Origin of the sequence: Chryseolinea soli, from assembly GCF_003589925.1 — a bacterium.
GTDB lineage: Bacteria > Bacteroidota > Bacteroidia > Cytophagales > Cyclobacteriaceae > Chryseolinea > Chryseolinea soli.
This window is the reverse complement of the sequence record NZ_CP032382.1, coordinates 5,644,000-5,669,064: the sequence shown is the minus strand read 5'-3', so window position 1 is coordinate 5,669,064 and position 25,065 is coordinate 5,644,000. Positions and strand designations below refer to the sequence as shown.

20 protein-coding genes are annotated in these 25,065 nt (G+C 53.5%); 9 read left to right on the top strand and 11 right to left on the bottom strand.

All coding sequences use genetic code 11. From position 1 onward, the window contains the following. Positions 1-8: 8 nt before the first annotated feature. Positions 9-6,434, bottom strand: coding sequence for a HAMP domain-containing protein (locus tag D4L85_RS23855; RefSeq protein ID WP_119756671.1), 6,426 nt, complete (start codon positions 6,432-6,434; stop codon positions 9-11). Positions 6,435-6,769: 335 nt separating this feature from the next. On the opposite strand from D4L85_RS23855, the gene D4L85_RS23850 reads away from it, so the two are divergent. From D4L85_RS23850 to D4L85_RS23825, 6 genes are all read left to right on the top strand, one after another. Continuing rightward, positions 6,770-8,158, top strand: coding sequence for a mercuric reductase (locus D4L85_RS23850; protein ID WP_119756670.1), 1,389 nt, complete (start codon positions 6,770-6,772; stop codon positions 8,156-8,158). 60 nt (positions 8,159-8,218) lie between these two features. Beyond that, positions 8,219-9,379 carry an ergothioneine biosynthesis protein EgtB gene (egtB, locus tag D4L85_RS23845; protein WP_119758914.1) on the top strand — a complete coding sequence of 387 codons (1,161 nt, stop codon included), beginning with the start codon at positions 8,219-8,221 and terminating at the stop codon, positions 9,377-9,379. A 15-nt stretch (positions 9,380-9,394) separates the two neighbouring features. Continuing rightward, entirely contained in the window at positions 9,395-10,390 is a 996-nt protein-coding gene (egtD, locus tag D4L85_RS23840) for an L-histidine N(alpha)-methyltransferase (RefSeq protein WP_119756669.1), read from the top strand. Positions 10,391-10,580: 190 nt separating this feature from the next. Next, positions 10,581-11,261, top strand: coding sequence for a ribose-5-phosphate isomerase RpiA (gene rpiA / locus D4L85_RS23835; protein ID WP_119756668.1), 681 nt, complete (start codon positions 10,581-10,583; stop codon positions 11,259-11,261). Between the two features lie 96 nt (positions 11,262-11,357). Continuing rightward, positions 11,358-11,831 (top strand): Dps family protein, encoded by a 474-nt coding sequence (locus D4L85_RS23830; protein WP_119756667.1) that lies wholly within the window; start codon positions 11,358-11,360, stop codon positions 11,829-11,831. After that, positions 11,804-12,262, top strand: coding sequence for a hypothetical protein (locus D4L85_RS23825; RefSeq protein ID WP_160143955.1), 459 nt, complete (start codon positions 11,804-11,806; stop codon positions 12,260-12,262). The genes D4L85_RS23830 and D4L85_RS23825 overlap by 28 nt, the downstream gene beginning before the upstream one ends. 54 nt (positions 12,263-12,316) lie before the next feature. Here the strand turns inward: D4L85_RS23825 and D4L85_RS23820 are convergent, their stop codons facing one another. The 3 genes from D4L85_RS23820 to D4L85_RS23810 form a co-directional block, all read right to left on the bottom strand. Next, the gene (locus D4L85_RS23820; RefSeq protein WP_119756665.1) at positions 12,317-12,961 is read right to left on the bottom strand and encodes a phosphatase PAP2-related protein; all 645 of its coding nucleotides are present in this window, start codon (positions 12,959-12,961) and stop codon (positions 12,317-12,319) included. Between the two features lie 63 nt (positions 12,962-13,024). Further along, complete coding sequence (locus tag D4L85_RS23815; RefSeq protein ID WP_119756664.1) at positions 13,025-13,804, bottom strand: SDR family NAD(P)-dependent oxidoreductase; 780 nt, start codon at positions 13,802-13,804, stop codon at positions 13,025-13,027. Positions 13,805-13,810: 6 nt separating this feature from the next. After that, positions 13,811-14,623, bottom strand: coding sequence for a phytanoyl-CoA dioxygenase family protein (locus D4L85_RS23810; protein ID WP_119756663.1), 813 nt, complete (start codon positions 14,621-14,623; stop codon positions 13,811-13,813). A 690-nt stretch (positions 14,624-15,313) separates the two neighbouring features. Here D4L85_RS23810 and D4L85_RS23805 point away from each other — a divergent pair. The 3 genes from D4L85_RS23805 (at position 15,314) to D4L85_RS23795 (ending at position 18,157) form a co-directional block, all read left to right on the top strand. Next, a complete protein-coding gene (locus tag D4L85_RS23805) occupies positions 15,314-16,186 on the top strand; it encodes a glycosyltransferase family protein (protein ID WP_119756662.1) in 873 nt (290 codons plus the stop codon). Positions 16,187-16,408: 222 nt separating this feature from the next. Continuing rightward, positions 16,409-17,176 carry a phosphatase PAP2 family protein gene (locus tag D4L85_RS23800; RefSeq protein ID WP_160143954.1) on the top strand — a complete coding sequence of 256 codons (768 nt, stop codon included), beginning with the start codon at positions 16,409-16,411 and terminating at the stop codon, positions 17,174-17,176. 153 nt (positions 17,177-17,329) lie between these two features. Next, positions 17,330-18,157, top strand: a complete 828-nt coding sequence (locus D4L85_RS23795) for an SdiA-regulated domain-containing protein (protein ID WP_119756660.1) — start codon at positions 17,330-17,332, stop codon at positions 18,155-18,157. A gap of 18 nt (positions 18,158-18,175) precedes the next feature. On the opposite strand, the gene D4L85_RS23790 is transcribed toward D4L85_RS23795, so the two are convergent. The 7 genes from D4L85_RS23790 to D4L85_RS23760 are packed head-to-tail and all read right to left on the bottom strand — an operon-like array spanning position 18,176 to position 24,901. Further along, on the bottom strand, positions 18,176-19,294 hold the full coding sequence (locus D4L85_RS23790) for an ABC transporter permease (RefSeq protein WP_119756659.1): 1,119 nt from the start codon (positions 19,292-19,294) through the stop codon (positions 18,176-18,178). Beyond that, positions 19,291-20,397: an ABC transporter permease gene (locus D4L85_RS23785; RefSeq protein WP_119756658.1), complete on the bottom strand. Its 1,107-nt coding sequence runs from the start codon at positions 20,395-20,397 to the stop codon at positions 19,291-19,293. Before D4L85_RS23785 ends, D4L85_RS23790 begins: the two co-directional genes overlap by 4 nt. Before the next feature lie 11 nt (positions 20,398-20,408). After that, on the bottom strand, positions 20,409-21,149 hold the full coding sequence (locus D4L85_RS23780) for an ABC transporter ATP-binding protein (RefSeq protein ID WP_119756657.1): 741 nt from the start codon (positions 21,147-21,149) through the stop codon (positions 20,409-20,411). A 1-nt stretch (position 21,150) separates the two neighbouring features. Next, positions 21,151-22,062 carry an ABC transporter ATP-binding protein gene (locus tag D4L85_RS23775; protein ID WP_119758913.1) on the bottom strand — a complete coding sequence of 304 codons (912 nt, stop codon included), beginning with the start codon at positions 22,060-22,062 and terminating at the stop codon, positions 21,151-21,153. Positions 22,063-22,067: 5 nt separating this feature from the next. Beyond that, positions 22,068-22,952, bottom strand: coding sequence for an HlyD family secretion protein (locus D4L85_RS23770; protein WP_119756656.1), 885 nt, complete (start codon positions 22,950-22,952; stop codon positions 22,068-22,070). Between the two features lie 18 nt (positions 22,953-22,970). Beyond that, complete coding sequence (locus D4L85_RS23765) at positions 22,971-24,239, bottom strand: TolC family protein (RefSeq protein ID WP_119756655.1); 1,269 nt, start codon at positions 24,237-24,239, stop codon at positions 22,971-22,973. A gap of 47 nt (positions 24,240-24,286) precedes the next feature. Further along, positions 24,287-24,901, bottom strand: a complete 615-nt coding sequence (locus D4L85_RS23760) for a TetR/AcrR family transcriptional regulator (RefSeq protein WP_119756654.1) — start codon at positions 24,899-24,901, stop codon at positions 24,287-24,289. Positions 24,902-25,065 lie beyond the last annotated feature (164 nt).

Below are 25,065 nucleotides of genomic sequence, written 5' to 3'. Positions count from 1 at the left end.
CGGATTTCTTATTTACAAAACCACAACCGCATCAACGAAAGCAACTGGTCGATCTTCACCGGCTTCGTGATGTAGTCCGAGGCCCCGGCTTCGATGCACTTTTGTCGATCGCCCTTCATGGCCTTGGCCGTCACGGCAATGATGGGGAGCGTGTTGTTTTTGTGCTCGCGCCGGATCTTTTGCGTGGTCTCGTAGCCGTCCATTTCGGGCATCATGATATCCATGAGCACCATTTCGATCTTCGGGTTCTCGGTGAGGATGTTGATGGCCTCCCTTCCGGATTCGGCAGTGATCACATTGATGTTGAAGCGCTCGAATACCGTGGTGAGGGCAAAGAGGTTGCGCACGTCGTCGTCCACCACGAGGATATTTTTCCCGGTGAGGATATCCTCCTTGTTACGAATGTTCTCGATGATGCGCCGCTTTTCGGGTGCCAGTGTTTTATGATTGATGTGCAGGTGCGAGATCGTCTCTTCCAGCAGGTACTCGATGGAGTTCACGCCTTTCACGATATGTGAGCTGGAGTTGAGATTCACATTGCTCATTTCCGTCTTGTTAAAATCCTTCGCGGAGTACACAATGACGGGGGTAAGGTCTGCTTTGGCTTTGCTCACCTCGTGCAACAGTTCCGGTCCGTCCATGTCGGGCAGGGTGTAGTCCAAAATGATGCAATCGAACGTTTCGGCCTGCACCAGTTCGAGCGCTTCGCGGGCGGTGCCGGCAATGGTGACGTCCACTTTGTCGTCGCGGTGGATCTTGGCGATCTGAGACGAATCCAGTTCATTGTCTTCCACGATCAGGATGCTCTTCTTTTCCTTGCGGTCGTAGGTGATGATATCGCTGAAGAGGTTGTTGAGCACGTCATTGTCCAGCGGCTTCAGCAGGAAGCTGCGCGCACCGCGTTTGAGGGCGAGCACCCGGTTCTCTTCCCCGGAGATCACGTGGATGGGAATGTGGCGATAGGTGAGGTCGTTGCGCAGCAAGTCGATCACTTTCCAACCGCTGGTGTCGGGCAGCTTCACGTCGAGCGTGATGGCAATGGGCGAGAAACGGTTGATGAAGTCGAAAACTTCGAGGTAGTTGGTGGCCACCACGGCCTTCAGTCCTTTCTCGTGGGCTTTTTCGATCATGATCTTTCCAAAGCGCAGGTCGTCTTCCACCACCAGGATCACTTTGTCATTGGCCTGGATGTGGCTGCGGTCGTCGCCGGAGTCGTTGATCATTTCGTTCACGATGTCCATGCTGCGGGCTTCCACACCTTCGCTGGTGATGCGCAGGTTGCCGAGCAGGTTGTTGATCTGGTTGCCGTCGTTGTCCAGTTGTAGCTCTTGGATCACCTTGATGCTTTCCGACACTTGCCGGGGAGCACTGCTGGCGAGGCTGTTCAGCGGCAGGTATAACGTGAAGGTACTTCCCCGTCCGGCTTCGCTGTCCAACTCGATCGTTCCCCCCAACAATTCGGCGAGGCCGCGGCTGATGGACAATCCCAAACCCGTTCCACCATATTTCCGGCTCGTCGACCCTTCCGCTTGCTGGAAGGCTTCAAAGATGATGAGTTGTTTTTCCTGCGGGATGCCGATACCGGTATCGCTGATGGAGAAGGCCACCACCGTGGACGCGTTGTCGAGCGTGGCCACGCCAGGTTTCCAGGTCCGCTGGGCTTCGAATATCTTGAGGGCCACCTCTCCTTTCTCGGTGAATTTGAACGCATTCGACAAGAGGTTTTTCAGGATCTGGTTGAGCCGCTGGATATCGGTGTCCATCGTGGCGGGCAGGGTGTAATCGGTTTCGATCTTGAACTTGAGGTTGCGCGCTTCGGAGATGGGCTTGAAGGTGGTCTCCACAAACGAAGCGATCTCACCAATCCGTACCGACGAAATGTTGGCCGAAATAAATCCGGACTCGATCTTCGAAAGGTCGAGGATGTCGTTGATGAGTTGGATCAGGTCGTCGCCGCACGAGTGAATGGTTTTGGCGTAGCGGATCTGTTTGTCGTTCAAATTGCCTTCGGCATTTTCGTAGAGTTGCTGGGCCAGGATGAGCAAGCTGTTGAGCGGCGTACGCAATTCGTGCGACATGTTCGCGAGGAATTCTGATTTGTATTTGGAGGTAAGCGTAAGCTGTTCCGCCTTTTCTTCCAGCGACTTCCGGGCTTCTTCCACTTCCTTGTTCTTCGCTTCCACTTCGTCTTTTTGTTTCACCAGCAGGAACGCCTTGTCTTGCAACTCGTCGTTTGTTCTGCGCAATTCTTCCTGTTGGGTTTTCAATTCGCCGGCCAGCGACTGCGACTGGGCCAGGAGCTCTTCCGTGCGGGTGTTGGTCTCGATGGTGTTCAACACGATACCCAAACTTTCCGTGAGCTGGTCGAGGAAGTCGAGGTGGGTCTCGTTGAAGACATCCAGGGACGCCAATTCGATCACCGCTTTCACATTGTTCTCGAACACGATGGGCAGAATGATGAGGTTGGAAGGTTTCGCCCGTCCCAACCCGGAGTTGATCTTCACATAGCCCTGGGGCACATTGGTGAGCAAGATCTTCTCCTTCTCCAGCGCACACTGACCGACCAAGCCTTCGCCGATCGCAAATTCGCGGGGAATGGTTTTTTCTTCCTTGTAGGCATAGGCAGCAAACAACTTCAGTTTCACCTGCGCCATTTCTTCGTCCTGCTGCAAAATGTAGAATGCACCATAATGCGTAGACACCACCTGCGCCAATTCCGAGAGGATGCGGCGTGTCACCGTCTTCAGGTCTTTCTGACCTTGCAACATTTGCGTGAACTTGGCCAGGTTCGATTTCAGCCAGTCCTGATCCTGGTTCCGGAGGGTCGTTTCGCGGAGGTTGGTGATCATCTGGTTGATCGTATCCTTCAAGGCCTCCAACTCGCCCTTGGCATCCACCCGGATGGTTCGCGTCAAGTCCCCTTTCGTTACGGCCGACGCCACTTCCGAGATAGAACGCACCTGCGTGGTGAGGTTGGCGGCCAACTGGTTCACGTTTTCCGTCAAGTCTTTCCAGGTTCCGGATGCTCCGGGAACGCTGGCTTGTCCGCCGAGGCGACCTTCCACCCCTACTTCGCGCGCCACGGTCGTTACCTGTTCGGCAAACACCGCGAGCGTGTCGATCATTTCGTTGATGGTATCCGTTAACTGCGCCAACTCGCCGAGGGCGTTGATGGACAGCTTTTGTTTCAGGTTTCCTTTCGCCACCGACGTCACTACCTTGGCAATACCGCGCACCTGGCCGGTCAGGTTGGAGGCCATTTGGTTTACCGAGTCGGTCAAGTCTTTCCACGTACCGGCTACGCCCCGCACTTCGGCCTGGCCGCCGAGCTTTCCTTCCGTTCCCACTTCACGGGCCACGCGCGTTACTTCAAAGGCGAAGGAGTTGAGCTGTTCCACCATCGTGTTGATCGTGTTCTTCAATTCCAACATTTCTCCGCGCACGTCCACCGTGATCTTTTTGGACAAGTCGCCGTTGGCCACCGCGGTGGTCACACCGGCAATGTTCCGCACCTGGTCGGTGAGGTTACCCGCCATCTGGTTCACCGAATCGGTCAAATCTTTCCACGTACCGGCTACACCAGGCACAAAGGCCTGGCCTCCCAACTTACCGTCGGTACCCACTTCACGCGCCACGCGGGTTACTTCCGAAGCAAAACCGCGGAGCTGATCCACCATCGTGTTGAGCGTATCTTTCAATTGCAAAATTTCTCCGCGCACGTCCACCGTGATCTTTTTGGACAAGTCGCCATTGGCCACGGCGATGGCCACGTTGGCAATGTTACGGATCTGGGCCGTGAGGTTACCCGCCATTTGGTTCACCGAGTCGGTCAAACCTTTCCACACACCACCAACGCCTTTTACGGTGGCTTGTCCTCCGAGTTTTCCTTCGGATCCTACTTCGCGTGCCACGCGTGTTACTTCCGATGCAAAGGAGTTGAGCTGATCCACCATCGTGTTGATCGTGTCCTTCAGCTCCAGCATTTCACCTTTCACATCCACCGTAATTTTCTTTGACAAGTCGCCCTTGGCCACGGCCGTGGTTACTTCGGCGATGTTCCGCACCTGGTTTGTCAGGTTGTCGGCCATTTTATTTACCGAATCGGTTAAGTCTTTCCACGTTCCCCCTACACCCGGCACGTCGGCCTGCCCGCCCAATTGGCCTTCGGAACCTACCTCGCGGGCTACGCGCGTTACTTCCGAACCGAAGGAGTTCAACTGGTCCACCATCGTGTTGATGGTGTTTTTCAATTCGAGCATTTCCCCCCGCACGTCCACGGCGATCTTCTTGGACAAGTCGCCCTTTGCCACGGCGGTGGTCACTTCCGCGATGTTCCGCACCTGGTTGGTGAGGTTGGACGCCATCTGGTTCACGGAGTCGGTCAAGTCTTTCCACGTTCCGCCCACACCGGGTACGTTGGCTTGCCCGCCTAACTGACCATCCGAACCCACCTCGCGCGCTACCCGCGTCACTTCCGAGGAGAAGGAGTTCAATTGATCCACCATGGTGTTGATGGTATTTTTCAATTCCAACAATTCACCCTTCGCATCTACCGTGATTTTCTTTGACAAGTCGCCTTTGGCCACCGCAGTGGTCACACCGGCTACGTTCCGCACCTGGGCCGTGAGGTTACCCGCCATCTGGTTCACGGAGTCGGTCAGGTCTTTCCAAACACCACCGACGCCTTTCACCGTGGCCTGGCCACCGAGTTTTCCTTCCGTACCTACCTCGAGGGCTACCCGCGTTACTTCAGAACCGAACGAGTTGAGCTGATCCACCATCGTATTGATCGTGTTCTTCAACTCCAACATTTCCCCGCGTACGTCCACCGTGATTTTCTTTGACAAGTCGCCGTTCGCCACAGCGGTGGTTACACCGGCGATGTTCCGCACCTGGCCGGTCAGGTTCGATGCCATTTGGTTTACCGAATCGGTCAGGTCCTTCCAAATACCGCCTACACCTTTCACCGTGGCCTGGCCTCCCAGTTTTCCTTCCGTTCCCACTTCAAGGGCCACACGCGTTACTTCTGAACCGAAAGAGTTGAGCTGATCCACCATGGTGTTGATCGTGTTCTTCAACTCCAACATTTCTCCGCGCACGTCTACCGTAATTTTCTTTGACAAGTCACCATTGGCCACGGCCGTCGTCACGCCGGCGATGTTCCGCACCTGGTTGGTGAGGTTACCGGCCATTTGATTTACGGAGTCGGTCAAATCTTTCCACGTTCCCCCTACGCCCGGCACGTCGGCCTGACCGCCCAATTGACCTTCGGAACCCACCTCCCGGGCTACACGCGTTACTTCTGAAGAGAAGGAGTTCAATTGATCCACCATCGTGTTAATGGTGTTCTTCAATTCCAACAATTCGCCTTTGGCATCTACGGTGATTTTCTTTGACAAGTCGCCCGTGGCTACGGCGGTGGTCACGCCGGCGATGTTTCGCACTTGGGCGGTCAGGTTGCCGGCCATTTGGTTTACGGAGTCGGTCAGATCTTTCCACACACCCCCCACGCCTTTTACGGTGGCCTGCCCGCCGAGTCTTCCTTCCGTTCCTACTTCAAGGGCCACACGCGTTACTTCCGAGCTAAAGGAGTTGAGCTGATCCACCATCGTGTTGATGGTGTTTTTCAATTCGAGCATTTCTCCCTTCACGTCTACCGTGATCTTTTTGGAGAGGTTTCCGCGGGCGATGGCCGTCGTCACTTCCGCGATGTTCCGCACCTGGTTGGTGAGGTTACCGGCCATGTGATTCACGGAGTCCGTGAGATCTTTCCACACGCCCCCTACCCCTTTCACTTTGGCCTGGCCGCCCAACTTTCCTTCCGAACCTACCTCGCGGGCTACGCGGGTTACTTCCATGGAGAACAGGTTGAGCTGCTTCACCATGTAGTTCACTTCTTTGGCAATGCGAAGAAACTCTCCTTCGAGCCGGTGGTCACCGATCTCTTCGGGCATTTCCTGCGAGAGGTTGCCTTTGGCCACCGAGCTGATCACGTGTGCAATTTCAATCGTGGGGTGAACAAGGTCGGAGATCAAAACGTTGAGCGAGTTCACGCCTTCGCTCCAGGCGCCTTTTGTGCTGGGGATCTCGATACGCTGGGTGAGCTTACCCTGTTTGCCGATGGTGTTGCCGGCGCGGGTGAACTCTTGCATCATCTTTTCGTTGAGCGAAATGATCTCGTTGAGGGTGTCGTATATCTTTCCGTTCAGCCCGACTTCGTCGATGGGCATGCGTACGGAAAAGTTGCCATTTTTTACTTCGGTTAAGACTCTGAGAAGTTCTTTTGAGCCTGACAGGTCAGACGATATCGCGTGACCATCGCCATGCGCAGTTTCCGTGGCGTGACCGTTGGAACCATTTTTCTTTACGCGTACGTTGGATGCATTCTTCTTGGCAGTAGGGCGCTTCTCTTTCACCGCGGCTTTCGTCTTCATAGCTGGAGGTTTATTTCTAAAAATAGGAAGAAGCCCCTCAAATTCCATCGTCGGGACCTCGAATTAAATTCATCAAAAATCAGGTGTGTAATAAATTCCACAGCTTCCACACTAGCCTTTTACTTTGACGCGGACATCATCTGCCGCGAAGAAAATTCGAAACTGCGATTTTACCTTGATGCTCAAGCATCTTTCCGGCGCGCGGATAGCGATGCTTGAACTCCTTTAAGTCAACGCAATTTGTGGCACGCTATTTTGTACAACGCTTTTTGAGGATCGAGCTTAGTCACGACCGGAGCAATTTTCGCATCTTGCACGCTTCTCAAACCCTAACCATGATGAAATACGATGCCGTTATTATCGGATCGGGTCAAGCCGGTTCTCCCCTTGCTGCTCGATTGGCAAAGGCCGGATGGAAAACTGCCCTGATCGAAAAGCGTTGGGTGGGTGGCACGTGCGTGAACGACGGCTGCACGCCCAGCAAAACGCTTATAGCTTCCGGCCGCAGAGCCTACCTGGCACGACATTCGGCGGCGTTGGGCATTCAGATGCCCTCTCCCGTGGTCGATATGGCCACCGTGATACAACGCAAAGACAGGATCGTAACGGCCAAACGCGCGCGCCTGGAAGAGTGGCTCCGCAAAACAAACGGCCTTGACCTCATCACGGGCGCTGCCAGCTTCACTGGCGAAAAAAAATTGACCGTTCATCACCCCGATGGAACGTTCACGGAAGTGGAAGGCAATTTCATCTTCATCAATACCGGCGCATCGCCACAGATACCCGCACTCGACGGGGTGAATGACACGCCCTATTACACGTCGACTACGATCATGGACCTGAAAACCGTTCCGGATCACCTCGTTATTCTCGGCGCCGGATACATCGCCATGGAATTTGGACAACTCTTCCGGCGCCTCGGCAGCCAGGTGACGATCCTGGATCGCTCCGCTGCGCTGCTCAACAAAGAGGACGACGACATTGCCGGCGAATTGAAAAATATCCTGGAAATGGAAGGCATTAAGATCCGCCTTGGGGCAACGGTCACCAAAGCAAAACGCCTTTCCGATGGTCAGGTGGAATTGACATTGTCCGCCGATGGCCCATCCCAAACCATCACCGGTTCGCACTGGCTGATTGCTTCCGGACGCATCCCGAATCTCAGTGAATTAAAACCCGAGCGCGCCGGAATTGTTCTCACAAAAAAAGGTTTTATAAAGACCGACGATCGACTGGAAACTTCCGTAAAAGGAATTTATGCACTCGGTGATGTGAGAGAGGGGCCGGCCTTCACGCACATTTCCTACAATGACTATCTCGTTGTTTCGCGCAACTTGCTGGACAAGGCTGGGCTTTCGGTGCAGGACCGGCTGGTGCCGTATTGCATGTTCACCGACCCCGAGCTGGGCCGCATCGGCCTCACCGAAAAAGCGGCCCGCGAGAACGGGCGGCGCATCAAAGTGGCCAAGCTCAGCATGTCGCAGGTGGCACGCGGGATCGAGACCGGAGAAACGCGTGGCATGATGAAAGCCATCGTGGACGAGGACACGCATGAAATCCTCGGCGCTTCCATCCTGGCACCCAACGGGGGTGAGATCATGTCGGTGCTGGAGGTGGCGATGATGGGAAAGCTCCCTTACGAAAAAATTCGCGACGGCATTTTTGCCCACCCTACTTTTTCGGAATCGCTCAACAATCTTTTTATGACCCTGGACAACGTTTGAAAAGTTTTTTTTATGACCGAAGCGCTACTTTCTGAAAAAATAATGGCATCATCGCCCGGGATGAGAACACTACGGGAAACCTATATACGCGTGCGCAAATTAACGGAAGAGATATGCGCGCCGCTACAAACCGAAGACTATGTGGTGCAACCGGTTGAGGACGTGAGCCCGCCCAAATGGCACCTCGGGCACACCACGTGGTTTTTTGAAACCCTTTTGCTGAAAGCCTACCGGGAGGGCTACCAGGAATTTAATGCGAATTTCAATTTTGTTTTCAATAGTTATTATGAAAGTCTTGGTGCACGCGTGGTCCGTACCCAACGCGGAAACCTGAGCCGGCCCACGGTGGCGGAAATCTATCAATACCGCCAGCATGTCGATGCCGCCATGATGGCCTGGATGAATGAACCCCTGCCCACGACGATCATGGACCTGATCACCCTGGGATGTCATCACGAACAACAACACCAGGAGTTGTTGTGGACGGACATCAAATACATCCTCGGCCACAATCCGCTGTTGCCGGCATACACCGAGGATCACACGCTGGAATTTTGCGAGACACCCTCGCACGCATCGGCCCCTTTCATCACTCTGGAAGAAGGGATGTATCAGATCGGTCACGTGGGTGATTCATTTTGTTATGACAATGAATTAAACCGTCACAAAGTATTTCTTCCTTCATTCAGCATCGCCCCGGCGCTCGTCACGCACGCGGCCTATCTGGAGTTTATGGAGGACGGCGGCTACACCCACTTTGCGCACTGGCATGCCGAGGGCTGGGATTGGGTGAGAGCCAACGGTATTGTAGCCCCATTGTATTGGTACAAACAGGATGGCGCCTGGTTCCGCTACACGCTGCGGGGACTGCTTCCGCTCGACCTAAACCAACCCGTCACACACATCGGCTACTACGAAGCCGCGGCATTTGCCGCCTGGGCCGGTAAGCGTCTGCCCACAGAATTTGAATGGGAAGCGGCCGCGCCCAATTTTGCCTGGGGCGACCGTTGGGAATGGACCGAAAGTGCCTACCTCCCCTATCCCGGTTTTGCACGGGCACCGGGTGCAGTAGGAGAATACAACGGCAAGTTTATGGTGAACCAAAAGGTTCTGCGCGGGGCCTCCGCCTTCACCCCGCCCGGCCACAGCCGCATATCGTATCGAAATTTCTTTCATCCGCACCAGCGCTGGCAGCTCACCGGCATCCGGCTGGCACAATAACCCCGAACAAATTTTATGACCATACCTTTCTTAACCGATCACTACACCCGATTAAAGAACCGGCAGGCCGCGCGCGAGGAATTCTATCGAGATGTTATTCACGGCCTCACCGCATCCTCCAAATCGCTTAGCGCCAAATACTTTTATGATGCCGAGGGCGACAAGCTTTTTCAACGCATCATGCAGTGCCCGGAATATTACCTGACCGGCTGCGAGCAGGAAATATTCGAGCATCAGGTACAAGATATTGCCACCCTGATCTGCAACCATACATCCGACTTCGACCTGGTGGAACTGGGCCCCGGCGACACAGCCAAATCGGGCTATCTGCTGGGCGAGCTCCAGGCCAGGGGTATCGACTACACCTATTTTCCCATCGACATCTCCGAAAGCATCATCCAAACCCTGGAGAAGACGTTGCCCCTCAAATTCCCGGGCATGCGCGTGGAAGGATTGCCGGGCGACTACCTCGACATGTTGAAGGAAGCCAAACTGCGCTCGGACAAACAAAAGGTTGTGTTGTTTATGGGGGCCAGTATCGGCAACGTGCCCCCGCAAGAAGCGCTGGGGTTTTGCAAAGCGCTGCGAAAGCAATTATCGCCAGGCGATTTGTTGTTGGTGGGATTTGATTTGAAGAAACATCCGCAGGTCATCCTGGATGCTTACAACGACAAAGCCGGCATCACGCGGGCATTCAACCTAAACCTGCTGAAGCGCATCAACCGCGAATTGGGAGCCGACTTTAACCTGGAGCAATTTGTGCACTATCCGATGTACGACCCGGAAACGGGCTCCTGCAAAAGCTACCTGGTGAGTCAACGCGAACAGCGGGTACATATCGGGCCACACGCCATCCACTTTGCGCAGGGCGAGCCGATGTTTATGGAGATCTCTCAGAAATATTCCTTGACGGAAATTCAGCAACTGGCTGAGCGGTCGGGGTTTAGGAGTTTTGAACAATTCCAGGATAGCCGGCACTGGTTTGTAGATGTGGTGTGGAGATGCGTTTAACCACCCCGCCTTCTCCGCCACTGGCGGAGAAGGCGGGCAGGCAAAGAATTTCTAGTTACTGCATTACGTTGACTTTGCTCGTCCGCCGAATCCGCCAGTGGCGGAGAAGGTGGGCGGTAAAAATTCTCAACGGCCAAGCCTTTTTTTACACGCCACCCCTTACCTTTAGTTCGCACTTTTTCAAATCCGTATGGACGACGCTAAACGACATGCCGGCGAATGGTCGGCGCGCTATGTACAAGATGGCATGGTGGTAGGATTAGGCACCGGCTCCACGGTGTTCTATGCTATTCAAAAGATCGGCGAACGCATAAAACAGGGACTCACCATCCGGGCCGTGGCCAGTTCGGAACGCTCCGAAAAACTCGCCCACGACATGAACATTCCCATCGTTCCCTTCAACTCCATCGATAGCATCGACCTCTACATCGACGGCGCCGACGAAGCCGATCGCCACGGCCACCTCATCAAAGGCGGCGGCGGCGCGCACACCCGCGAAAAGATCCTGGCCTACAACAGCAAGAAATTTATTGTCATTGTTGATTCGTCCAAACTCGTCGAACGCCTGGGCAAATTTCCCTTGCCGGTAGAGATCCTGCCCTTTGCTGCGGAGCTCACCCTAAACCATCTCAAAGCCCTCGGCTGCGAGCCGCGGCTTCGGCGCAACGGAAATCAACAGTATATTAGCGAGAACGGAAACTTCACCGCCGACTGCCAGTTCAACGCGATTGAAGACCCGGTGCAATTGGACGCTGCCATCCGCAGCATTCCCGGCGTAGTGGCCACCGGCTTGTTTGTCAACACCATGGTGAACCTCGTGATCGCGGGCTACGCCGATGGCACGGTGAAAGAAATAAAACCACATGAATGAACTGTGAAGCCGTGTTGAATTAAACGCAAACAACGCCACGGCTAAACGCAAAACCGAATTAAGTATATTTCCAACCCATAAATCACCTCTACACGTATGCAAACGAACATTGGAATCAAAGCAGAGAACTTGGCAAGCGTAGCCAAGGAATTGTCCAAACTACTGGCCGACATCTTTGTGCTTTACACAAAGACCCGTCGCGCCCACTGGAACGTAGAAGGTCCCGACTTTCATAGCCAGCACCTCTTCTTCGAAACCCAGTACAACCAACTGGACGAAGTCATGGACGGCGTGGCCGAGCGCATCCGCTCGCTGGGCCACTACGCCCCCTCTACCCTCAAAGACTTTCTGCAATTGACCCACCTCACCGAACAAGTCCGCGAGAAAAATGACTCTCAAGGCTTTCTGCGCGAGCTCCTCACCGATCACGAAACCATCATCATCACACTCCGCGAAAACATCAACCGCTTTGCCAATGAATACGGCGACGCCGGCACCAGCGATTATATCACGGGCCTCATGGAAGGTCTTGAGAAGATGGCGTGGATGCTGCGGTCGCATTTGAAATAGATCGATTTTATTTGACTGTTGTTGGTGTTCGGCGCCAACAACAGTTACCTGCCACCCTCATTGGTGTTCCTCACCAACAAGTTTCGGACGCCCGGCGAAATAGCCGCGAAGAATCAAATAAATACATGACTCCCACCCCAAGACTGATTTTTTACATAGGATTTCTATTGTTCCTCGTAGGAGACATATTGATCTTCTTCCATTTGGAATCCTTTGGATTTGTGAAGGTCATCGGAACAGCGGTATCCCTATACGCGGTAATACAATGGCTGAGGACTAAAGGGCTGGCGGACAAATTCAAAAAAGAAAAAAACGAGGACGCGTTGACCTATTTTTGGAACAAGCTAGTCCTTCGGCTCTGGAGTGGAATCTTTTTTGCAGTCATGCTACTTAGCACGGCGACCTATCTGCTGGTGGCCATTTTTAATTGATCAAACCCTCTTCGCCCTTGTTGGTGTTCTTCACCAACAAGGGCGGAGGGCGGTTCACGATTCGTTTCTTACGGCAACGGCCTCGGTCGTTACCGTCCGGCGTCCGGCAATGTAGACGCAAAGCAAGACAAAGAGCGGAGCGGCAAGAATGTCCACGGTGTAGTGCGCGTGTTGGAACAACATGCAGATGGCCATCGCCAGGGCATCGGCGGCCAGGAACATCCTTAGGTTCCGTCCCGTGGCCGTGAGGCAGAGTAGTAACATGGCCGAGACATGTCCCGAAAAGAAAAGATCTTTAGTGATCACGCCATTGTCGTAAAAGAAAAAGCCGATGAAGGGATCTTCTAACACCACGATACCAGGGTGCGGCTCCAACGGGATGAAATACAACGTACACATGCGCATGAAACTGAGCAGCACATAGGCCTGCAAGCCGGTGAGCAAAACTTCGGGGGTCTTCACGGCCGTGCCGATGGCGATAATAACCCCGACGTACAGCAGTGCAAAAATATAAGCGGACAGGTCATACGACGGGAGCCAGTCGAGCACAGGATCGCCGATGAGGTGGCCGGGGCGTTGTTGGATGAAGGGAAAGAAACGATCGGCGAAGATCGCCAGTGCAATGCCCGCGACTAAGGTCAGAATGAAATGGGTTCTGAAAGCGGGCGATCCCCACGCATATTTCCAGTTCTTTTTCACATCTATAGATATCTAATCTGCCAATGGAAATTTCAAGCTCGCAAAGGTAAGGATTTCCGGAATTTATAGTTTTGATTCATACAAGTTGTTGGCAATCCGTTCCAACAGCGCGTCCGGTAAGATTTTGGAAAAGCCCACACTCAGGGCATTCATCCACCCGGGAATGACTTCCGCCCGGCCGGCAAACATGGCCTTCACCCCGCGGCGCGCGACGTCGTCGGCTTTCATCTCGAACTTCTGCGCTGTCGCCTGCATCGCCTGCATGTTGGCCTGGGCAATAAAGTTCGTGGCCATGGGCCCGGGGCTCAAACAAGTGACGGATACGGGTCCCTTCCGGAGCTCGTAACGCAACGACCGCGTGAAGGACCGCACAAATGCTTTGCTTGCAGCGTATAGCGCCATCGTGGGAACGGGCTGGTATGCCGATGTGCTGCATACGTTGAGGATGTAGGCCTGGGGTTGCTTTTGGAGTATCGGGAGGATGCGATGGGTCAGCGACACCATGCCCTGCACATTCAGGTCGAGCATGGGCAACTGGCTGCTCAAGGGCAGTCGATGAAAATATCCCCAACAGGCATAGCCCGCATTGTTGATCAACACCGTGGGTTGGAAGGACGCGCCCTGACACCATTCGTAGACGGTTTGGGAGGCTTCGTTTTGGGCCAGGTCGAGTGTAAGGGTGTGCACCTTCACGTTGAACCGGCTGGAGATCTCGGCGGCCAGGGTCTCGAGCAACGGGGCGGACCGGGCCACCAATAAGGTTTCGTATCCGCGGGAGGCCATCTCTAAAGCCAAGGCTTTTCCCAGGCCTTTGCTGGCGCCCGTAATGATCGCTTGCTTCATTCCCGGCTACCTCACCATGTTTTGAAAATGCTGATAGATCAGCGTCGGACTTTTCTCGTTCTTGATAGCATACGCGCCGCTGATGATGGGTACATACATGACCTGGCGGCGGCTCTGCTCCCCCATGACGGTCGATTGCGCCACGCGGTGCCAAAGCCGGCCGTCGTGCACCGTGAGGTCGCCCGCCCTGGTTTGCAGTCCGACCTCGTTCTTGTCGGGGCGGTGATCCAGGAAGTATGGTTTTTTAAAGAGCACGCCGAAGATCGTTTGTTTGTGTGTCCCCGGCAAGATACGCAATCCTCCCTGGCCGGGCTTGGCGTCGGTGAGGTGAATGCCTACGTTGAGCATGGGCATGATCTTCTTGCCATAAAAGACGTCGCGCAGGCAATCGGTATGCCAGCCCATCCGTATGAATTTGCTGAGTTCGGTGTTGATATAGTGATTGACAACCAGACCGTCCTTTTCGTTGTGGCCCACCCGCGGATTTTCGGCATCGTCGCCCAGCAGGGGAAACAAGGCTTGGAGGCGGGGGTCTTGCAGGAACTCGTTCAGGAGCGGGCTCTGCTGCGAACTGAAAGGGAAGCGTTGGATAAATTTGCGTCCATCGACGTCGGTCCCGTATTTGATCGGAACGCCGTTGATCTTTTCCACTTGCCGCTCCACAAATTTGTCTTCGATCACACGGATTTCCGCCCGGATATCGCTCACCGTTTCGCGGGAGATGAAATTGTTGAAATGCAAAAATCCATGTTTGGCAAAAAATTCCAAGGGATCGCTCCCCAGGGGGTCTGAAAATTCAAAGCGCGGATAATTTTCCATAGTTCAAAAGCACCGTGGTGGTTGAATAGTTTCATTTCGAACACCGTCCATAAGACACTCGTCGTTGCCCGCTGGCCGGCTAGTCGTTTGGGGGGTACTTTTCCTAAAACGTATTTTTTGAATAGAAACGTAACATTAATATAACTATATTTTATTCAATCCTTCAAATACTACCGGGATGAGATCGCTAATTTTATGGGTTTTGCCTTGCCCGTCCGTTTGCCCGGTATTTGTGGTAATAAAACGAATTCCGGCGCTCAAAGTTTCCTCACCAGGGGGAGCGATTCATGTACCTCATGGGACCAGACTCCATCGACCCCTTCCTTAAAAAATCTGTTCCTGGTTGGAACACCAATCCGTTCATCCATCAGCGACAAAACCTGTGACCCGTCTGAAAAGTCTCCCCTGTGAGTAAAGAAATACTCCATTCACCGTGCCCGTAAAACCGCTTAAAAAAAGTTTGCTCAATCCTCCCAAAACTTTCGCGATTGACCGAGCTCTTCAGACACACGATTGAAATTTCCAGGCGACATTTTCGTTTTGGCAACGCTTAGAAAAAACGCCTGACCGAGGACGCCGGTATTACACATTTATTCGTTGATCAACACTAGAAAAGAAAAAAAATTACGTGACTACTTCACGATAAATATCGAAATTTGCGTACCCTCTCATTTACCCCCTGTGCCCCCCATGAAAGTGAGTGGATTTACATTTGTACGCAATGCGATACGATACGACTATCCGGTCGTTGAAGCCATACAGTCCATCCTGCCTTTGTGCACGGAGATGGTGGTCGCCGTGGGCAACTCCGACGACGACACGTTGCAGTTGATCCGTTCGATTCCCTCCGACAAGATCCGGATCATCGAAACCGTGTGGGACGACAACGTGCGGGATAATGGCCGCGTGCTCGCCATCGAAACCGACAAAGCCTTCCGGGCCATCGACCCCACCGCCGACTGGGCCTTCTACATCCAGGCCGACGAAGTGATGCACGAAAAGTATATCGACGCCGTGCGCGAAAACATGCAACGCTACAAAGACGATCACGAAGTCGAAGGGTTGCTTTTTGACTATGTACATTTTTATGGTTCCTACGATTATGTGGGCACCTCCTACCGCTGGTATCGCCGTGAAGTCCGTGTGATCCGCAACCGGAAAGACATCTTTTCCTACCGCGATGCCCAGGGCTTCCGCATCCTGCCCAACCGGAAGCTGAAGGTGAAACACATCCCCGCGTCCATCTTCCACTACGGCTATGTTCGCGAGCCCAAGGCCATGCAAAACAAACAGGTGTCGTTTAACCGCTACTGGCACAGCGACGAGTGGATCGACCAGAACATCCCCCGCACCAGCGAGTTCGACTACTCGGAGATCGATCGGCTCGAGCGGTTCCAGGACACCCACCCGCAAGTTATGCACCGCCGCATCGCCAACCTGACCTGGGATTTCGTGTTCGACGAAAGCCGTGTCCGCCTCAGCCTGAAAGACCGTGTCAAGGAATGGGTCGAGAAGACGACCGGCCGCCGCCTGGGGGAATACCGCAACTATGTGATCGTGTGAGATTGGGTCAGTCTTTGAATGCCGGGTATGCCGGGCAGGATTGGGATGGCATGTAAATGCTTGTAATTTCAACAAATTGAACACGAGTTAATATTTTATAGGCCACGCAGCAAAACGTGGCATCAATTCCACCCTCGTGCTTTTCAAACTGAAATGTCGTTGCCGGCCGGTGTCGATTGCACTACTTTTGCAATCACATTAAAAATCGTTATTTTCGAGGTTATGAAGTTTTCCTCTCTGCTCATTGCCGCCCTTTGCCTTTCGTCGGGTGCTCTCGCCCAGATCAAGCCACAACCCAGCGAACCGGCTCCGGACCTGCAGCTACAGGAAGATGCTCCCCAAGCCAAAAAAGAATACCGGCTGCTCCACGCCGTAAAAGTACCTGCCCTCCTGATCGGACTGGGTGTCTATTCCGCAAAAAGCGACGACGTCATCAACCGCTACGAGATCCGGGAGGAGCGCAACAACATCATGCCCAACTTTCACAGCAAGGTAGACAACTACCTCATGCACGCACCGGTGGCGATCGTCTACGGACTGAACATCGCGGGGGTGAAAGGGAAAAACGATTTCCGGAACCGGACGCTGTTGCTGGTAAAATCGGAGATGATCATGGCAGCCCTCACCTTCTCGTTCAAATCGATCACACACGAAGAACGTCCCGACGGTAAAGACGAATTTTCATTTCCTTCGGGCCACACCGCCCAGGCTTTTGCCACGGCCACGTTCATGGCAAAAGAGTATGGCGATCAGAGCGTCTGGTATACCATCGGCGCCTATGGCATGGCCACCACCGTGGGTGCCATGCGCATTATGAACAACCGCCATTGGGTGTCTGATGTGTTTGCCGGGGCCGGCATTGGTATACTCTCCACGAACATCGCCTACCTGACCCATCGCTACCACTGGAAAAATAAGAACAGCAACCTCACCGTTGTGCCCACCTATGCCAAGGGACCTGGACTCTACATCGGGTACAGGTTTAACTAATGCGTTCCGTTTAATGGCCGTCAACCTTGATCCTGAATGTCGCCGGGATGCAGGACAACACGCTCTGTCACTTTTCTAGCGGCAATTTTTTTCTGGTGATTTGACCCCTGAATAGTACCTTCGCACACCGTGAGGAACAAGACAACACATTCTGTGAAATATGGGCTCCTCTCCGCCCTCTGTTTGCTGCTGCTCTTTTCTTGCGAACTAAAGCGGTACAACAGCCCACCCGGCTACGACTTCTCGGCGCCGGAAAAGATCATTATGCGCGAATCGTTGCTCGAGATCTCCGGCATCGCCTTCCATCACGGCAACCCTGACACGGTGCTGGCCATCAACGACGAAGACGGCCGCCTGTTCTTCTTCCCCATCGACAAGAAGAAAGCCTATGCCACCAAGTTCTCCAAGAACGGCGACTTCGAAGACGTGGCCGTCTACAAAAACCTGATCTACACCCTGCGCAGCGATGGCACGCTGTTCTCTTTCTCCGACAGCATCAAACAAAAAAAGGTGAAAGCCCGGAAGTGGGAAAACGTGTTTCCGAAAGGCGAATACGAAAGCCTCTGCGCCCTGGAAACGGATAACAAGTTGTATACGCTCTGCAAAAAATGCGGGAAGGAAAAGCACATCATCAAAGGCTACACGCTCGACCTGGCCGACAGCTCGGGGTCGAAGGTAACATCCTTCCAGATCGACCTTAGCGGGATGTCCTCGTTGGCCGGCAAAGTGAGGCGTGCGTTTCAACCCTCGGCGCTGGCCCTTCATCCGTTGACGGGAGAATGGTATATCCTCTCCTCGGTGCATAAGACCTTGCTGATCGCCGATGCGGGCTGGAAGCCAAAAGCGGCCTATGCGTTAGATCCCAAGTACTTCAATCAGCCGGAAGGCATTGCCTTCGACGATGTCGGGCACTTGTATATTTCGAACGAAGGGAACGAGATCCAGAACGGCAACATCATGCGTTTTGCCTTTGTGCGGTAAGGCTTAACGGTGATGATGTTAGCTTGTCTTTTTATAGTTCAACACCGCCCATCCATTCAACACCACGGCGAACAGTGCTACAATGCCGAGGTGAATCCGCACGTCGTACAGATCGCTTCCCTTTAACACCACCATGCGCATGACGCTGATGAGATAGCTCACCGGGTTAAACCGGGAAATGAGCTTCGCCCACTCCGGCATGCTGTCGATGGGTGTGAAGAGTCCGCCCATGAGGATGAAGATCATCATAAAGAAAAACATGATGAACATCGCCTGCTGTTGCGTCTCGCAGACCGTGGACACCAGCAAACCAAAGCCCAGCACCGCGAGCAGGTATACGCCCACAAAAACATACAGCACGATCAAATTTCCCACCGGCACGATCCCATAGATGGCCCAGGCTACCAGCAGGCCCAGCGTGAACACCACATTGCCCAACACCCAAAACGGAATGAGTTTCCCCAGGATGAAATGATGTTTACGCAAGGGGGTTACGTTGATCTGTTCGATGGTGCCAACCTCTTTTTCTTTCACGATGTTCAGGGCTGTCAGAAATCCACCGATCATGGTCACCAGGATAGCCAATATGCCCGGCACCATGAACACGCGATAGTTCAACAAGGGATTGAACCAATTCGACGACGAGATGTCGATCAGGGGGGCCGCATTGAAACGTCCCGGCACATTCCACTCCAACCGAATCTCACGGTTGTAGTCCCGGATAATGGAACCCAGATAGGCCCCTCCCAGGTTGGCCTTTGTGCCGTTGATGGCATTGACCGCCACGAAAAGCTTCTGCTCATCTTCGCGCACGAGGTTGCGCTCGAAATGCTGTGGCACTTCCAGAATCAGGTCGGCCGCGTCGGACTCCATGAGCGGAAAGGCTTCGTGGAATGAGGAGGCGTTTCCGGTGAGTTTGAAATAGCCGGAGGAGGTAATCTTGTTGATCAGTTTCTGAGACGTTGTGGAGTGGTCGTGATCTACCACGCACAGATTGATGTTCTTCACTTCATAGTTGGCCGCCAGTGGCAGCACCATGAGTTGCACGACGGGCATGACCGAGATCATGACCAGGATGGCCCGGTTCCGGAAGATCTGTTTGAATTCTTTCTGCAGCAGGAAAAAGATCGTTCTCATGCGAGGCGTATTTTAAAGTTCTTGAGGCTGACAACAAACAGGAACAGCGTCATGCCGGCGAGGATCAGCGTCTCCTTCCAGATGGCGCTAAAGCCCAGGCCTTTGATCATCACGGCTTTCACGATCAGGTAATACCATTTCGAGGGCACGATGTTGGAAATGATCTGCAAGGGCCAGGGCATGTTCTCGATCGGAAACATAAACCCGCTGAAGAGCATCGTGGGCAGCAACATGCCCATGAGCGAGATAAGCATGGCCACTTGTTGTGAATTCGTTTTGATGCTGATAAAAATGCCCAGTGTCAGACACGTGATGATGAACAGCGTGCTCTCTGCCAGCAGCAGCAATAGATTTCCCGCCACGGGCAAGTCCAACACAAAAATGCTCATCAACAAAATAGTCCCCACGTTCACCAGGGAGAGGATGAGGTAAGGCACCGCTTTGGAAAGAATAACCAATACCGGCTTGAACGGCGACACCAAGAGCACTTCCATCGTGCCCGTCTCCTTTTCGCGGACGATGGACACGGCCGTCATCATCACGCAGACGAGCATCAACACCAACGCCATCACGCCCGGCACGTAGTTGTAGACGCCCTTGAGTTGAGGATTGTAAATGAAACGCGTTTCCGGAAGGATACGCAACGGAACGGACAGCGTTTGGTTGAGGCTGGCCTGGTAATCCTGGATAATGGACGATACATAATTGGTAAGTGACGTGGCCGTGTTGGGATCGGATGCGTCGGTCACGATTTGCACGTGGGCCTGGTTTTGATGCAGCAGGTCTTCGTTGAAGTTGGCGGGGAACACGATGGCCATCTTGATTTCCCCTTCGCGGAAGGCGGCCTCCATTTGCAGGGGGCTCATGACCGAGCGATCCACTTCGAAATACTGGCTCGCTTCGATCTTGGTCAGCAGTTGTCGGGATGCCACGTCGTTGGCGTTATCCACGATGAGCACGCGCGAGTTCTTCACTTCGCTGGTCAGTGCGAAGCCAAAGATGAGGATCTGTACCACGGGCATGCCGAAAAGGATCAGCAGCGTTTTCCGGTCGCGCAGCACGTGTGCAAATTCTTTCCGGACAAAGGTTAAAAATTGTTTCACGGGTGTCGGGGTTATTCGTTTCGTTTGGCGCCACGGGCCAGTTGGTAGAACACGTCGTCCATCGTGGTGGTGTTGAAGCGTTGCTTCAGGGCACGCGGGGTGTCGAGGGCTTCAATTTTTCCATCGACCATGATGGAAATACGGTTGCAGTATTCGGCTTCGTCCATGTAGTGCGTCGTCACAAAAATGGTGATGCCGTCTTGTGCGGCGGCGTAGATGAGGTTCCAGAATTGCCGGCGGGTCACGGGGTCTACGCCGCCCGTCGGCTCGTCCAGGAAAACGATCTTGGGTCGGTGCAGCACGGCCACGGAGAAAGAGAGCTTTTGCTTCCATCCCAGCGGTAAAGAGCCAACCAATTTCCTGGCTTCGTCTTCCATGCCCAGTTGTGCCAGGAGTGTTTCGCTTTTGGTTTTGATGTCGGCGTTGCTCAACCCGTAAATGCCGCCGAAGAAACGGATGTTCTCCAACACGGTGAGATCCTCATAAAGCGAAAACTTCTGGCTCATGTAGCCGATGTTGCGCTTGATCTGTTCGGTCTGTTTATATACATCAAACCCCGCCACCTGTGCACTCCCCGACGAGGGTTTAGAGAGGCCGCACAACATGCGCATGGCGGTGGTCTTTCCCGCACCGTTGGCCCCGAGGAAACCGAAGATCTCCCCCTTGTGCACCTCGAACGTGATGCTGTTGGTGGCAATAAAATCACCAAAACGCTTCGTGAGCTTATCGGTTTTTATGACGGTTTCGGCCATATCAGTTTTTCAGTTTATTGATAAAACAGTCTTCAATGGTGGGCGTTGTCTTTTTCATTTCCACGTCCGCGATGCCTTGTTGGCGGAGGTAGGTTTTCACGTCTTCCTCCCGCACGTCGCCTGTGAAAGACGCGTGCATATATTCTCCGAAGGCATAGCTGTCGAGCGTGTGCGCATAGCGTTCGACGGCCTGCAACAGCGCATACATCGGTTCCGCGCGCAGGGCGTAGAGCGTGTCGGGATAGGAAGCCACAATGTTGGCCGGCGTGTTGATGCCCAATATCTTTCCATTTTGAATGAGGGCGATACGATCGCACAGCGTCGCTTCATCCATGTAGGGTGTCGACACGACGATGGTGATATCCTGTTCTTTTAGTCGCCTCAGCATCTCCCAAAATTCCTTGCGCGAAACCGGGTCCACGCCCGTGGTGGGCTCGTCCAGGAACAACACGGAAGGCTTGTGGATCAAGGCACAGCACAACGCCAGTTTTTGCTTCATACCACCCGACAATTTCCCAGCCCTCCGCTTTTTAAAAGGCTCGATCTGAACGTAGATGTCTTTGATGAGATCATAATTTTCTTTTACCGTGGTGTTGAACACGGTGGCAAAAAAATCAAGGTTCTCTTCGATGCTGAGGTCGGGATAGAGGGAAAATTTTCCCGGCATATACCCTACCCGGTTACGGATCTCTTTGTAGTCTTTGACAATGTCCAGGCCATCCACCGAAGCCGACCCGCCGTCGGGGAGCAGCACGGTGGTGAGCATGCGAAAGATGCTGGTCTTGCCGGCACCATCGGGACCGATCAGTCCGAACAGCTCGCCCTTGCTCACCGTGAACGACACGTTGTCCACCGCGCGCGGGGCTTCCTGTCCATAGGTTTTCGAGAGCGCATTGACGATGACGGCTTCCATGGACATCACCATTTTATTTCACCGTACATGCCGATCTTCAAAAAGCCGTCATTCTTCACGTTGATCTTCACGGCATACACCAGGTTGGCACGTTCGTCTTTGGTTTGGATGGTCTTGGGGGTGAACTCCGCCTTATCGCTGATCCATTCGATGGTGCCGGCGTATCCTTTGTAATTTCCCTTGCCATCGTCGACCTGCACCTTCACGTTTTGATGGAGTTTCACTTGCGCGAACTGGTCGCCCGTGATGTAGGCGCGCAGGATGATGGTCGACAAATCTGCAATCTTATACAGCGGTTTTGCCGCGACGGCCATTTCATTGGCTTCCGCATATTTTGTCAGCACCGTGCCGTTGACGGGGTTCACGATCTTGCATTTGGCCAGTTGATCTTCCAGTTGGGCAACCTGCACAAAGATAGGCGATGCCTCTTCGGTCAGGCTCGACGTGGTGATGCCCAACGATGATTGTTGCGCTTCGATCTGTTTCTTTACCACGTCCACCTGTGTGGTGGCGTCATCCAATTGTTTTTGCGTGGCCGCGTCGGCCTTCACCAGGCGCGTGAGGCGTTGTTGTTCGCGCTCGGCTTGCTTCAACTGCTCTTGCAGGGCGGCCAGTTGCTTGGCCACGTTGGGCTTCCGGCTCAGCACAGCGCCGATCTGGGCTTGCATTTGTTTTTTCTTCAAATACAGTTGTACGCTGTCGATGACACCCACGATCTCCCCGGCCTTCAGGTCCTGGCCTTCCTCGACGTTGAACATCTTGAGGGTGCCCGTCGCTTCGGCGGAGACGATGGTTTCCACCGCTTCAAAGGTGCCGGAGGCGTCGAAGTCGTTTTTGTGTCCTGTGCAGGCCGTGATCAAAAGGGCGGCGAGGTATGCGATTCGTTTCATATGGAAATGTTATAAAGGTTAATTACCGGTAGTGGTTTTCTGATTGTATTGGGCCAGGAGAAATTGGATCTCATGAAGGATCTTGCCCTGTTGCGCCTGGTCTTGGGCGTTCACTTCACGCAGGTAGTCGTTGGTGTCGATCACGCCGTTCTCCAATTGGGCCGAAGCGGCGTTCTTCACGCTCACGCGCAGCGCGATGATCTCGTCGTCCGACGCCAGCAGTTGTTGATACTTGGCGGCTTCGCGGTTTTGTTGTTGCAAGGTCATGTTCGTATTGAACAGAAAGGTGCGCCGTTGTACGTCGATGTTCCTTTTGTTGAGGTCGATGAGGGCCCGGTCGCCCTTGCTGGTATACAGCCCGGCGAGCGACCAATTCAGGCGAATGCCTCCGAGGTAATAGCCTTTCAAAGTGTTGTCCAGCATGTTCAGGGCGGGACGGCCAAAACCGGTTTGCAAGAAGAGACTTATCTTGGGACGGTTGCGCGCCGACAGCATTTTGTACTGCACTTCCGTGCTCTGATCCTGGTAGGCGTACAACTGCATTTCGGGACGGCGGATCTCTTGTTCCACCACGGGAGCCGCTGGCTTCACCAGCGTTGCGCTGTCGCCCAACGGGCGGTTGATGAACAGTCCCAGCATGTCGGTGTAGGCTACGCGGGTGGCATTCAGCTCCACGGCGCGCTGCCTGGCCTTGAGCAACTCCGCCTTCAAAACGTTGAGGCTGCTTTTGAGTGCTGTACCATTGGCCACTGCCGCATCGGTTTTGGCGATGCCATTCTGCAGGTCTTGGATGAGCAGGTCGTTTTGTTTCAATTGCTCACCGATCATCAAGGCTCCAAAAAACAGTTGGTTCACGCGATCCTTCAATTTATAGAGCTCCACCTCCAATTTTTGTTCATCTATTTTTGCATTCACTTCCAGGTTGGCTTGTTGCTCGCGGATGACGCCGCCATCAAATAACGTCTGGGTGGCCTCGCCGTAGATCTTGTATTGATCTTTGCTGATGAGGGGCGCACGGAACCCTGGCGCATCGATAGGAACCCGCGTCACATCGGATTGATACGTCGCCTGGCCATTGATCGCCAATTGCGGCAGGTAACCTTTCTGGGCATTGTTGAGGGAGTACTCCTTGCTCTTCACAATCAGTTCGCGCTGCTGGATGAGCGGATAGTTTTGCTCGGCCATCGCATAACATTCGTCGAGGGTGAGCGACTGGGCGTGGCCGGCCAGCGAGGCCAGCAGCAGCGCAACCATGACCAGGGATCGCAAGGTGGAGATCGTCGTCATATTATTTTTTTGTTTTAATCATTTGATTAATTCCGGGTCAAAAAAAACTACTTCACTTTCAGCATGGCCGCCACCCATTTGGGGATCAGCGTCTTCCGTTCCTCCATCAGGGCTTGGTATTCTTTCGCGCTCAGCGAGCCGATGGCCTGCAGTACCGGCCGCCCGATAAACGGGAAGAGGGTCATGCCCATGAGGCTCATCACAAACTGGAGGGGGTGCAGGTCGGGACGTCGCTCCCGCAATTGTTTGATAAAATACGAATCGCGCAAAATTTTGCCCGCTTGGATGCGCTGGCCAAACCGCTCGGGATCGGCCCGAATTTCACTCAGCACAAAAAGCGGCAGGTCTGGGTTGGCGCTGAGCATGTCCACATAGGCATGCACCACCTGCTCCACCTTCCTTTCCAGCGTCGTGACCTCCTCGTTCAATACCGGGAAGATATTGCCAAACAGTAATTGCAACTTTTCCATCATCACGATATCGAACAACGCCTGTTTGCTCCTGAAGTAATAGTTCAGCAACGCCAGATTGAGGCCGGCTTCTTCGGCAATGTCGCGCGTGCGCGTGGCCGCAAATCCCTTTTGGGTGAACACCTTACGGGCGGCTTCCTTAATCTTTTCTTCCGTGGAAACGTCGGCTTCTACTGGTTTCTTTTTGGCCATGTCTGATGCAATTGTACGACAAAGGTAAAGCCTGGTTTCGGATTTAGTCAAATATTTTAATCAAATGATTAAATATTTTTTATATCCACGCATAACTATCTGATTTAAAATGACTTACTAATTTTTAAAACGTTGATTTTCTATCCCCGTTTAATCTCAGGGAG